This is a genomic window from Paraburkholderia lebeckiae (assembly GCF_014201005.1).
GTDB classification, from domain to species: domain Bacteria; phylum Pseudomonadota; class Gammaproteobacteria; order Burkholderiales; family Burkholderiaceae; genus Paraburkholderia; species Paraburkholderia tuberum.
In genome coordinates this window covers 1-12,824 of record NZ_JACHDK010000022.1, presented here as the reverse complement: position 1 = coordinate 12,824, position 12,824 = coordinate 1, and the positions used below count along the sequence as shown (strand labels likewise).

The following is a 12,824-nucleotide window of genomic DNA, read 5'->3' as shown; positions in this document are numbered from 1 at the left end:
TATCGTTTGGCACACGTATAAATTGAATGTCAGATATTGAAAAGTAGCTGATGCTGACGATAGTCTCTCATACGCGTATCGGAAGCGCTGTGCCATTGGCATGGCCAAGCCGCTGCCCACCTGTGTCCGCATATGTGTGGAAGCAGTTATCCTCCGGCATTCTTCTTTGTGCGCGACGCGACGCGCTTTATTCAGCAGTCCAGACACTTTGCTGGGAACCGCGACGCATTGAGCAGAATGCCGTCTTTGCTCTCGCACTGAAGGAACCTTGCACGGACGTCGTGACGGATGAGCCATCCGCGTCTCGCCATTCGCAAGCGCGTCGGCGTGTGTTCGCCGGACCTGCGTTTCTGATTGGTGGGGTCGTCGTCTGCGCGTGGATCGCGTTCGGTCATCCTCCGCTACGTGAATCCTGGTTTCAGGCTGATGTCGTCTCTGACCCGGCCAGGCAGCGAGCGGTGGCGCCCCGCAAACTCCTCAGCCAGTGCAAAGTCCCGCAGCCGCGCAGCACGGCGCTACCCGTGGCGATTGAAACGGATCGCATGCCTGCGCCGGTCACGATGAAAACGAAGGTCGTTCGCGCCAGACCACAACCGGTTGGCAACGGCACGTCTGACGTGTCACGCAAACATCGACAGCATGACCGTCAGGCAGCGCCGCACACTTGGCTACCGTCGGATTCGATGGGCGAGCAAACCCGCCTCGAGGCCGCGCATCGGCCGCACGCGCGTGATCGCGCCGCGGATCGACACCAGTGGGCACGACCGTCGATGAGCGGCGCTAACCAGGATGCGTCGTTTGGACATTGGCCCGACGAACGACCCGTCACTGCGGTGACATGAGGATTGACAGCCGCCACCAACCCGGATGCAACCGACTGGATGAACCATATCGTGCAGCGCCGAATCACAGACGTAGCCGAACAGCTTTCCGGGTCCAGGTAGCGTTGCCAGGTTCGTGCTCTCAGAGCGTTCCGTCGCATCACGAGCTGATGGCGCGCGTCGCGCGCAGAGTCCGCGACAGCCCGCCGATGCAGGGCCGGCTTCAGACCAGACGCAAGGAAACGCGCCCTGCTCCGATCCGAAGTCCTGGCCGATGCTGCTCTAGCAGGCCGTTGGCAGGAGCCAGGGGTTGGGTTCAGCACGCTCTTCCGACGCCTCACAGACCAGCGTTTCGCTTGCCGCGCTATGCACGACAACCTCGTCCAGGCGGTATCCGTGCGTATAGACGGTGCTCAGGCGCACGCCGTTCTCCGAGTGCAAAGACAGCTTTCGCCGCAACCGATAGATATGGGTGTCGATCGTGCGGGACATACTATCGAGTTCGCGTCCCCAGGCAAGCTTCGCCAACAGGTCCCTGGAAACCACGCGCCCGATATTGGCGAAGAGAAACGCGGCGACGTCGAATTCCTTCGCCGTCAACTCTATTGTCTTGCCGTGAAGAGAGACGTTGCGGCGCTCCACATCGAAGACGTAGGGCCCCACGGCTATCGGGTTATCGACCTTTTCCTTGCGGTAGGTGCGACGCAATAAGGCGCTGATTCTGGCAACCAGTTCGATCGCGCGGAACGGTTTCACAACGTATTCGTCGGCGCCCGCATCGAGCGCACGCACAACGTCGACCTCCAGCACTCTGCTCGTCAGGAACAGCACGGCGACATCCCGACCGATATTGCCGCGTATCCAGTGCAGGACTTCTAGTCCGGTCATTCCGGGTAATTTCCAGTCGAGCACCACGAGATCGACTTGATTGATCTTAAGGAAGCGCACGGCATTTTCGCCAGAATCCGCCCGGCTTATTCTGTGCCCCGGTTGCTGCAATGCTTTTTCAACAGCCGAAGCTTGCGCAAGATCGTCTTCCACCAACAGGATCTTCATGTGTCACCTCTTTCTTTCGAGCCGACGGACCTGCGAATCGAGCATCCGGCGGAACGAACCGGAGTGCGCGATCTGGACCGCCCCATCGGGATGGCCGAGTCGAGTAGGCGCGCCCCCCTCACGGGGCAGACATCCGGCGATCGTTCTGGGTTGCACCCCCAACAAACGCCGTCGTTCCGCATAAACTTTGCGAACTTCTGAAGTTCAGGATAACCAGTGTGCATCGGCAACATAGCCCCCCATATGGGGGGCGGGAGATCTGTTCGGCGGGTTGCAGGCCATCCGTCTCCCCGCCATGTGAAGATCACAACCGAGGCCAACGCAATGCTTTCGAAACGAGATCGAAATATCGGGCAGCGATGCATATCGGTCAGCGATACGGGCGAGTCATCAGTTCGTCGAGCAGCGCGGCGTAGGTTGCGACCAACTGCGCGTTGTTCGGCAAATACCGTTCGATTAATGCCCGTTGCCGCTCCCGATACGACGACGCCTGCGCATCGTGTGTGTCGATGGCCTCGATGACGCGTCGCGCGCCCTCGGTGGCATCGTTATCGCGATAGTAGTAGCCAAGATCGTCACAGAGCGACGCGTTGTGTATCAGCGGGTAGCCTTGCCAGCACACTTCCAGGTAGAAGTAATTAAGCGGATTTTCCATCTGGTGCGAGACGACGATGTCCGTATTGCCGGCGAGGAATGCTGGTGTGTCGTAACGCCCGAGAAACACGGCCTTGTGTTCCTTCACGATATTCAGCTGATTGAGCAACGTGATGAATTCGAGGCTTTCCGTCGCGATCGCCTCCGCATTGGTCACCTGCAGAATAGCGATGCTCTCGGGCCGCTCGCGATAAGCAAGCTCGGCGATCAACGCGGGATACAGGCAGAACTTCACGACGTTGATATTCGGCTCCATCACGCTCAGACGCTTCGCGCCAGACCGCGGCTGGTATTCTCCGGCATGTTCGATGGCAGCGACGCGTTCATCGAGAAACATGGGACTCCATACAAACGGCACGACGCGTGCGGTCTGACGCCGCAAGACCTCGAAGTAGGACTGGCTGATATGCGCAACCTGTGGAATGAGCCAGATGTCGTCGTAACGCTGATTGACGAACAGGTTTTCACCCCACAGCCGCCTGCGAAAAAGCACCGACTCCATCGCGTGAATGTATTCGAACCCGCAGCAATAGGAGACGAGGCGCGCGCCGCGCTGCTTCAGGTAATCGGTCCGCGCGCCGTCGATCTGCCCTCCGAGTTCGATCAGCACATCCACCGAGTCTTTCGCGGCTTCGAAGCCGACCGTCGGATAGCGGGCGAGATCCCACGGCAACGCCGGCGTAACCGGCACCGCCGTCGTATTGACCAGCACCACACCGGCCACCTGCGGGCAATGCCGCAACGCCTCGGCGAGGAATACTGCGTTCTGTTTGATGCCGTTGTTCCACAACGCCTCGCCCGTGTGATGCAGGCCGATCGTGATGCCGATGCGCAGTGCGCTCATTTCGCGCCGGCGCGCACGGCGCTCTCCGCGCCCTGGGCTTGGGCTTGGGTCAGACGCGGCGTATATCCGGTCAAGTGCCATTGCCCGTCGGCTCCTAACTGGAAGCTCAACAGTTCGAAAGCCGTGTGGCCATTGGCAAGTGTCGATGCGGAGTCCACGTTCGCATAAAGACCATCGGGCATTCCGGAGACGCCAATGGACTGGATGCGCGTGACCGACGACCAGCCACGCCGTGTCACCGCTCCAAGCGTGTGACGAGCGTCGCTCATTGTCTTGACGAACTGGTCCTGCGGAATTTTCCCCTTGATGAATGGCGCCGCATCCTGCCAGACCTCGGCGTACCTGTTCGAGTCGAACTGCTGAAAGATACGCTCGGCATCGTTCAGCAATTCGTCGGCCGAGTTACCTTGTGCGGCTGCGGCCAGCGCGGCCGACATGGTCAGTGCGCAGACGGCCGCCAGCTTGAAGATCGTGGTGACGTGTTTCAAATGATGCTCCCCGTGTATGAATATGTACTCGTATAAAGAAATAGTGATGTGGATAGTCCTCGCAAGCAAGGACGTGTTCCGGCCCGCTCACTCTCGTTCATAAAGCGCAGCCAACGCATCGCTGTATATCCGCACGTTGTCATCGTGCTCGGGATCGAGCCCGCGCAGGAATGCGTTCGCCGTGCGCCGGTAGGCGTCAACATGCGTATCGTGCCCGGCGAACGCCCGCTGCAATGCCCGGCCACCCTCCTCGCAATCGAAGCCGTGATAGCGATATCCGCAATCACCAATCAGGTGCGAGTTATGAATCAGCGGATAGCCACCGTACAGCGCCTCGTAGTAGACATAGTTCTGCGCGTTTTCCCAGTGATGACTCACGACGACATCAACATGCTCCGAGACCACGCGACAAAATGGAAAGCGCCCTTCGAACGAACTCAGGCCATGCTTCACGATATCGAGGCTGCGGACGAAACCGTTGAAGCTCACGTGCTCTTTCATATGGAACGTGTTGTACGCCCACACTTTTTCGATCATGTCCGGATTCGCACGATGCGCCGCTTCGCAGGTCAGCAGCGGAATGAAGCTCGTCTTCACCATGCAGATGTTGGGCTCGAACAGACCGGCCCGCCAACGGCGACGTCCCGGCTGGTAGCCGAAGTTGAGCCCCTCCGGTAGACGCGCCGCTTCGCGCTCCAGCATGACGGGACTCCACAGATGCGGCATCACGCGCACTGGACAGCGGAACGTACTGGCGTAATACGGCACACAAGTATTCTCGTACTCAGGCAGCGTCCAGACTTCGTGATACGGCGCGGCCGTGAATAACAATCCATGCGACTTGTCGAAGATCATGCGCTCGATATCGATCACATAATCATTGCCCACTCGCATCGACACGATCTTGCCGCCGCGCTCGCGAAATGCCACGACCCACTCGCGCGCAAGTTGCGCGCTCATTTCGATCATCACGTCGAGCGTCGCGGCCGCTTCGTCCATATCGATCAGCGGCACCGGCGAATCAGCCAGAAAATTTCGCGCGTCCTCGGGACTGCCGTCGCCTCCTCCCGCCACGAGATACGTGGCTTCGACTAGCGGCGAGCGCATCAGCAGCATCACCAGAAAAATGCAGTTCTGGTAGATGCCGTTTTCCCAGACCGACTGCTCGCCCTTGCGCACGAAGATCGACACGCCCACGCGTAAGTTTCGGGGGACCGAATGGGGATAGGGTTGGACACTCATGGGCGGCTCGCGGAATTGGCAAATTTCGTGTTACGGCACAGATGCAGGAGCCGGGCCGCATAGGCGTCGAGATTGTGCTGGTTGAACGGATCGACTTCGGCGAACACGCGTTGCGAGCGGGCGCGGTAGTCGTCGATACCGCTTGCATGTGCAACGGCCGCGCGCTGCAATTGCACGGCGCCATCGCGCGCGTCGAAGCCGTGGTAGTAGTAACCTGCTTCGCGCAGCCACGGCGAGTTGTGAATCAGCGGATAGTCGCCATAAAGCGCATCGAGATAGCTGTAGTTCTGTTCGTTCTGCCATTGATGCGACACGATCGCATCGGCATGCTGCACCATGAAGCCGACAATGTCGTGCCGGCCATGAAACGTGGCTTTGTGCTGACGCACGAGGTCCAGCGAGTTGGCCAGATAAAGCATCGTAGGATGGTCTTTCATGTGCAACGTATTGAGCACATGCATCGCTTCCACCGCGCCGGCATCCGCACGGTACGCCTCGTCGCACACCAGCATCGAAATGGTCGAGGCCTTCACGACCGAAATGTTCGGCTCGAAAATCGCCACGCGCAGGCCGCGTCGTGCGCTGGCGGCGACAACATCGCCCGCGTTGCCGGTAGCATCGCGCGCGTCGAAACCGTAGCGAAGGCCGAGTTCCTCGACCTCCCTCACCCGTTGCTGAATGAACTGCGGATGCCAGATGAACGGCACCTCATGCAAGTCGCAGCGGTTCAGCAGGCGCATCATCGGCGCGTACGCTGCGTCTTTCGGCAAATACCAGATTTCGTCGCAACGCTCGGGCCGCGGCGAGTATGAGGGCTTTGAGAAGATCGCCGGTTCGACGAGATTGACATACGGCTGACCGCAGCAGTGAAACACCACTTTCTTGCCACGCGCACGTATCAGATCGAGCCATTCGATATCGAGTGCGCCTCCCATTTCGATGACCACGTCCACTTCGTCGGTGGCCTCGCGCACCCTCGTCAGCCTGAGATTGCGTGCGGCCAGATCGATTTGCGGCGGCATCGCATTTTGGTCGCCGACATCGATCAGCAGCACCGATTCCACAAAGGGCAAGCGCTGAAACAGTTCGGCAAGAAAGAAGACATTCTGGCCAAGGCCGTTCTCCCAGATGCTCTGCCCACTACGACTAATAACGGAAATTCCGATTCGCACGATTCAGTTCTCTACGCAATGTCATCAACCCTCGCTCGTCGCCAGGGTTTGCAGCTTGATTCGCCATACTGGCGAAAATGATTCGAGGCCACATCGCCTCGATGGATATTGGCATGCTCACGAAGCCACCGTGGGTTGTGCATACTGCTCCAACGCCACCGCGACCCGCCCTATGACCTCGGCCCAATCCCCGGGCGTCGCTTGCCGGTAGATACGCATTACGTGCGGATACCAAGGGGAATCGGTCCTGCCGTGCATCCAGCGCCAGTCCGTCCACGGCTTGTGCAGCAGGAGCCAACACGGCTTGCCGAGCGCCCCCGCGAGGTGTGCGACCGCGGTGTCGACGGAAATCACGAGATCCAGTTGGCTGACGAGGGCCGCCGTATCGGCGAGATCCGTCAGGTCTGGCGCGGCGCACACCATCGGCAATTGCTTCGCCAGAGCCGCAGGTTCGTCTTCGCCTTGCCCTTTCTGCAGACTCACGAACGTTACGTCCGGCACCGACCAAAGCGGCGCGAGCGACAGCAGACCAGGCAAAGACCGGTCTGCGTCGTGACTATGTGAAATCGAGCCCTTCCAGACGAGTCCAACCTTGATCCCGTGTGCGGGCAAGCAGGTACGCCAACGCCGTACCCGATCGGGCAGCGCGCGCAGATACGGCAGACGTGCGGGAATGTTTGCGGTCGTGGTGCCGACATGCAAAGGCAGGCTCATACTCAACGACCAGAAATCGTGCGGTCCGACTTCCTGCATATTGCAGACCACTTCATCCACGCCTTCGAGCGTCTTCAGGAGTTCCTGCAACGGCTCGGGGCAAAACAAAGTAAGACGGCGCAGGCCTCGCGCCTTCAAGAGCGGCACGTATCGGGCAAACTGGATGGAGTCGCCGAGACCTTGCTCGTGACAGATCACGAGTGAGCGGCCGGCCAGCGGTTCGCCCCGCCACTGCGGATAGCCCGGATCGGGGAGTAAAACGGGAGTCGTCCGATGCATATCGTAGCGAGCCTCCGCATGCTGCCAGCCCTCCGCGTATCGCCCCTGAGCCAGCAGCAGGAGCGCCAGATTCCAGCGGGCATCCGCGAAATCAGGGCACTCCTGCAGCACGCTCCGGTATGTCGCCTCGGCGTCCGCGTAACGTTGCTGCTCCCGCAGCGCTGTACCAAGATCGTTCTGCGCGTCGGCGTACGCCGGATCGATTTCGAGCGCGTTTCTGAAGGCCAGTTCGGCCTCGCCGAAACGGCCTGCTCGCAGAAGCAGTAAGCCGAGGTTGTAATGCGCGCGCAAGTAGCTGGGATCGTTGCCGATCACGCGACGGTATGCGGTCTCGGCCTCGTTGGTGCGCCCCATGTCTTGAAGAAGGACGCCGAGGTTGTTCAGCGCGTCGTTCGACGCAGGGGCGAACGTCAATGCCTGACGAAGCGCGTGCTCCGCCTCGTCCCTGCGCCCCGTCGCCATGAACAGCAGACCGAGGTTGAAGTGGGCCGGTGCATGGTCGTGCTTCAGTTGGATCGCGCGGCGGCATGCTGCCTCTGCAGCCGCATGCAGTCCCTGCTGGCGTAGCACATCACCCAGGTTGCCGAAGTAAACGGCAGTCGGCGTGATGCCAACTGCCTGCTGCATCAACGCCGCAGCCTCGGGCAACGCGCCTCGTCCGGCGTGAATCAAACCCAGCAAATGCAGCGCATCGGCGTGCCGGGGATCGTACTCGAGTACGCGGCGATAACCTGCTTCGGCTTCCTGAAGATGCCCGCATCGATGTGCCTCGAACGCCCGCAGAAAGATCGCTTCGCACGGCACCATCACGCGCTCGCCTTTTGAGTCAACTGGTGCGTTGCCGTCACGACTAGCGCCGCGAGATCACGCGCGACATGCGTCAGCACCGGTTCCCATTGGCCATAGACCTGTTGCCGGTACAGCCGGATCGACGGATACCACGGGCTATCGTTACGTTCGATCATCCAGGTCCAGTGCGGTCTGACGTCGAGCAAGACCCACGCGCGCACGCCTAAAGCGCCGGCCAGATGTGCGACCGACGTACACACGGTGATCACCAGATCCAGGCTGTGCAGCAAGGCCGCCGTGTCATCGAACGACCGGAGTTCGCCAGTTGGGTCGGACACACTCATCCCGGCCTCGCGCATCGCTTTCGTCTCACTGCCGGCGCCGATCTGCAGGCTGACAAAATCGACACCCCGCACGGCGCCGAGCGCGCTCGCAAGGACGCGCGGGTCGACTGAGCGCAACGGATTGCGCTGATGCGTGCGACTGCCGCTCCAGACCAGCCCAACCTTGAGTCGGCCCGTGTCCGACTCGTGCCGCGAACGCCAGGCACCGACCTTCGCGTGATCCGTCTTGAGATAGGACGTCGCGGCGGGAAGCTGGTCCGGCGTCACACCGAACGCAAACGGCAGGCTCCCGAGCGGCAAGTGGTAATCGATCGCAGTCTCGGGAAGCGGCTGCTCGCTCGGGATGACCGTCTCCACCTCATCGCCAAGGCTGCGCTGCATGAGCGTCAGGAGGCTCGCATAGCAAATGAAGATGAGCTTGCCCCCCGCCTTCCTGACATTTCGGGCAACGAGCGGCAGGAACCGTGCGAATTGCAGAACATCGCCGTTGCCCTGTTCACTCCACACGGCAACGCTCTTGCCGGCCAGGGATTGCCCTGTCCATCGCGGCATCGGTAAATTAGGCCAGCTGCCGCTCAATTCAGGGGAGCCGTCCCATCGCGCTTCATGGTTCAACCAGCCCGCCGCATAGTCGCCACGCAGCAATTGCAACATCGCGAGCGACCAGACGTAAGACATATTGGCCGGCTCAAGCTCTACCGCGCGTTGCGCAAAATGCAGCGCCATGTCCCATTGCTGCAATTCACTGGATACATTCGCGCAGCACTGCAGCGCAACGGGATAGTTAGGTGCGAGCGAACAGGCACGCTCTGCTGCCACCTGGGCTGCTGTCGGATCGCCCCGTTTCAGTAGCATCGTCGCGAGATTGGTCCAGGCCAACGCATTGCCGGGATCATCACGGAGAACATCCCTGAGCAGCGATTGCACCTCGTGGTAATTTTCCGTCGCAATGTAGGCGGCCGCCATATTGTTGCGCAGCATTGGCAACGCTTGATCGAGCCGCATCGCACGCTCGTAAGCGTCGAGCGCCAGATCATGCCGCTTGCCGAGCTGGTACGCGAGGCCAAGCGAGAACCAGCCTGAAGCGCTCCCAGGCATGCGTTCGCAATACGTTGCCGCGACGCGTTGTGCCACATCGAACCGGCACAGACCGCACAGGAGATCGATCCAGTCCAGTACCCATTGCTCGCCTTCCGTACCTTTGCGGTACGCTCGCTCGAACCACCCATCGGCCACTTCGCGCTCGCCAAGATCCCGCGCGACATACGCAAGCTCTGTCACCACGCGGGTGTCGTCCAAAGCGCCCTGCAATGTACGATCCAGCAATGCACGGGCTTCCGCGTGGCGTCCTCGCAGACGCAAAAGCCGCCCAGCCGCCGCCACTATGCCCGGATCGCCGGGGGGCGAAGCACCGTGAGCCTCCAGCAGACGCCAGGCGCCAACGAGATCCCCCTCGGCCATCAATTCATCAATACGTTCGGAGTACGATGCCATCGCGCTGCTCATTGTGCACAATCCCTCCAAAACGGCCCAACTCCGGCGCTCCAGGCCCACGGGCGCAGAACGGTCCAACGTGATGCAAGCTCGCCTGCGCTCATCCAAAGCCTCGGCGCTGGAGTCTGCACGTTGTGCTCCTGTTCACGTGCCTCATGCTCCTCCTCATGCGAGGAAGAGACGTGATTGACTGCGTTGCGCGGTCTCCTCGACATCCCCTACCTCAACTGCGCGATGATAGAAACCGCGGCGGCAAGACCCAAAACGAAACCAGTCGCCCGACCCTGCCACGCCCCCGCGCGCGGCCGGGTTTCGGCGAAGAGCGTGCGTCGGGAGCGCGCACATACGCGCCATAGCCAGGGCAAGACAAACAGGATGACAGAAGCCAGCAGTACAACCAGACATAGCTGCACAACGTCCGGCGTCATGCCGCCTATGCCGTTCGCGAACCAGTTGAAATAGCCGACGACAGACATCGTCAAGCACGTCACCAGCCCTCCCGCCAGCAGATTGGATATGAAACGATCGGTGTAATCCGTCACACTCATACGCGCTCCTTCACTCGCGCCATCCGCCTTACCATTGATAGCCAATGCCAGCTCCAACCACACTGCCCGATCCGCTGGTACTCGCGCCGCCCTTGATCTTCAGATTGTCGGTAAGGCGTGCCGAGAAGCCGATCGCGACCGCCGAGTAGCCCTTGTAGTTGCCCGAGCCGATCCCGATCGCCAAGGTTTTGCCCGGGTCGACGTCGGGAATCATCGTCAGAGCGGTTGCGCCCGCGATACCGGAGTACGCCTGCCGCGCCAGCGCGTTCACGCCCTGCTGAACGGAGTTCAACTGCGACATGTTGACCGCATCGGTCGGATTCACACCCGGCGCCACGTTCGTGAGGGTCCGCTCGCTGCCCGGCGAGCCGAACGACACCGAATTCGCCTCGTTGGCGATCGAGCCGGAGCCCACCGCCACGGAGTTCGGCGCGGCGGCCACCGCGTTCGAGCCAATCGCCGACGAATTGGAGCCCGTCGCCTGTGCACCCGAACCCACCGCAACGCTATGGGCCGAGCTCGCGGTCGAATTGCCGCCGACCGCCACCGATTCAGTCCCCGTAGCACTCGCCGCACTACCGGTCGATTTCACAGAGACATACTGCGACGACGTGCTGGCGACTGTCGACTGCGAGGTCTGCGGAAGCTGGGCGCCGAGTGAACCGTTGCCGAGCGAGCTGATTTGCGTTTCGAGCGCAAACAACTGGCTGCCGTTGATCGCATCGGTGCTGGTGGCGGAGATCGTGCCCGCGGCTACATTGGTGAGCGCGACCGCCGAGCTCGCACCGACGCCGCCGAGCGTCACGCTGTTATGCGTGGCGCTGTCGTACAGCACGGCGTCGTTTGCGACCGAGGCCACCGCCTGCAACTGGCTCACGTTCACCGCATCGGTCGGCGCCGTACCGGCGGCGACGCCGGTCAGCTGACGCGCGCCCGCGGTGCCGGTGAAGTCGACGCTGGTGCCGCCCGTGCTGGCTCCCACCGTGATGACCCCGTTGCCCGGCGCGCCGCCTACCTGCTGCACGAGACCGATCGTGCCTGTGGCGATGCCCGTGGACAGCGCGCTGACGCCGCTGGTTGCCGTACTAACGCTGGTGGACAACAGTGCCACCGTGCTGTTGGTCGTGCTCAGGCCCGTCGACAGGGACGCCACGCCGCTCTGAACCGTGCTGAGGCCCGTCGAGGTCGACGTCGACAGCGAGGTGAGGCTGCTGTTGGTCGTGTTCAGGCCTGTCGACAAGGACGCAACGCCGCTCTGAACCGTGCTGAGGCCCGTCGAGGCCGACGTCGACAGCGAAGTGACCGTGCTGTTGGTCGTGCTCAGACCTGTCGACAACGATGTCACGCCGCTCTGGACCATGCTGATGCCCGTCGAGGCCGACGTCGACAGCGACAGGAGACCGGTCGAAGTCGAAGTGGACAGCGACGCGACCGTGCTGTTGGTCGCGCTCAGGCCCGTGGACAGCGAATTCACACCGCTCTGCGCCGTGCTGATCCCCGTCGAGGCCGACGTCGACAGCGACGAGATACCCGTCGATGCGGAGGTCGACAGCGAACTCAGGCCCGTGGACAGCGAATTCACGCCGCTCTGCGCCGTGCTGATGCCCGTCGAGGCCGATGTCGACAGCGACGAAATACCCGTCGACGTGGAGGTCGACAGCGAACCCAGGCCTGTGGACAGCGAATCCACACCGCTCTGCACCGTGCTGATCCCCGTCGAGGCTGACGTCGACAGCGAGCTCATACCCGTCGACAGCGAAGAGATGCCTGTCGAGGTCGACGTCGACAACGACGAGATACCCGTCGACGTGGAGGTCGACAGCGAACTCATACCCGTGGACAGCGAATTCACGCCGCTCTGTGCCGTGCTGATCCCCGTCGAGGCCGACGTCGACAACGAACTCACACCCGTCGAGAGCGACGTGACCGCGCTGTTAGTCGTGCTCAGGCCCGTCGACAGTGACGAGATACCCGTCGATGTGGAGGTCGACAGTGAGCTCAGACCCGTGGACAGCGACGAGAGGCCCGTCGAGGTCGACGTCGACAGTGACGAAATACCTGTCGACGTGGAGGTCGACAGCGAACTCATACCGGTGGACAGCGACGAGATACCCGTCGATGCGGAGGTCGACAGCGAGCTCATACCCGTCGACAGCGAAGAGAAGCCCGTCGACGTGGAGGTCGACAGCGAGCTCACGCCCGTGGACAGCGAATTCACGCCGCTCTGCGCCGTGCTGATGCCCGTCGAGGCCGACGTGGACAGCGACGAAATACCCGTCGACGTGGAGGTCGACAGCGAACCCAGGCCTGTGGACAGCGAATCCACGCCGCTCTGCACCGTGCTGATCCCCGTCGAGGCTGACGTCGACAGCGAGCTCA

Annotated in this window: 10 protein-coding genes; 1 reads left to right on the top strand and 9 read right to left on the bottom strand. The window is 61.5% G+C overall.

The genetic code is table 11. The annotated features are described in order from the left end of the window. Nucleotides 1-1,103: 1,103 nt before the first annotated feature. The 9 genes from HDG39_RS28365 to HDG39_RS35705 form a co-directional block, all read right to left on the bottom strand. A complete protein-coding gene (locus tag HDG39_RS28365) occupies nt 1,104-1,877 on the bottom strand; it encodes a response regulator transcription factor (protein ID WP_184010683.1) in 774 nt (257 codons plus the stop codon). A 370-nt stretch (nt 1,878-2,247) separates the two neighbouring features. After that, a complete protein-coding gene (locus HDG39_RS28360) occupies nt 2,248-3,375 on the bottom strand; it encodes a DUF2827 domain-containing protein (protein WP_184010681.1) in 1,128 nt (375 codons plus the stop codon). Next, nucleotides 3,372-3,932: a DUF4019 domain-containing protein gene (locus HDG39_RS28355; protein ID WP_409259213.1), complete on the bottom strand. Its 561-nt coding sequence runs from the start codon at nt 3,930-3,932 to the stop codon at nt 3,372-3,374. The genes HDG39_RS28360 and HDG39_RS28355 overlap by 4 nt, the downstream gene beginning before the upstream one ends. An 18-nt stretch (nt 3,933-3,950) precedes the next feature. Beyond that, nucleotides 3,951-5,105 carry a DUF2827 domain-containing protein gene (locus HDG39_RS28350; RefSeq protein WP_184010679.1) on the bottom strand — a complete coding sequence of 385 codons (1,155 nt, stop codon included), beginning with the start codon at nt 5,103-5,105 and terminating at the stop codon, nt 3,951-3,953. Then, the gene (locus HDG39_RS28345) at nt 5,102-6,277 is read right to left on the bottom strand and encodes a DUF2827 domain-containing protein (RefSeq protein WP_184010677.1); all 1,176 of its coding nucleotides are present in this window, start codon (nt 6,275-6,277) and stop codon (nt 5,102-5,104) included. Before HDG39_RS28345 ends, HDG39_RS28350 begins: the two co-directional genes overlap by 4 nt. A 117-nt stretch (nt 6,278-6,394) precedes the next feature. After that, nucleotides 6,395-8,077 (bottom strand): tetratricopeptide repeat protein, encoded by a 1,683-nt coding sequence (locus HDG39_RS28340; protein ID WP_221305890.1) that lies wholly within the window; start codon nt 8,075-8,077, stop codon nt 6,395-6,397. Beyond that, entirely contained in the window at nt 8,077-9,909 is a 1,833-nt protein-coding gene (locus HDG39_RS28330) for a tetratricopeptide repeat protein (protein ID WP_260328311.1), read from the bottom strand. The genes HDG39_RS28340 and HDG39_RS28330 overlap by 1 nt, the downstream gene beginning before the upstream one ends. Before the next feature lie 206 nt (nt 9,910-10,115). Then, the gene (locus HDG39_RS28325) at nt 10,116-10,445 is read right to left on the bottom strand and encodes a hypothetical protein (protein WP_184010672.1); all 330 of its coding nucleotides are present in this window, start codon (nt 10,443-10,445) and stop codon (nt 10,116-10,118) included. Between the two features lie 28 nt (nt 10,446-10,473). Continuing rightward, nucleotides 10,474-11,685, bottom strand: coding sequence for a YadA family autotransporter adhesin (locus tag HDG39_RS35705; RefSeq protein WP_311667610.1), 1,212 nt, complete (start codon nt 11,683-11,685; stop codon nt 10,474-10,476). A gap of 22 nt (nt 11,686-11,707) precedes the next feature. Here HDG39_RS35705 and HDG39_RS35700 point away from each other — a divergent pair. Continuing rightward, on the top strand, nt 11,708-12,824 hold a 1,117-nt coding region (locus HDG39_RS35700; protein ID WP_311735900.1), incomplete at its 3' end, for a hypothetical protein.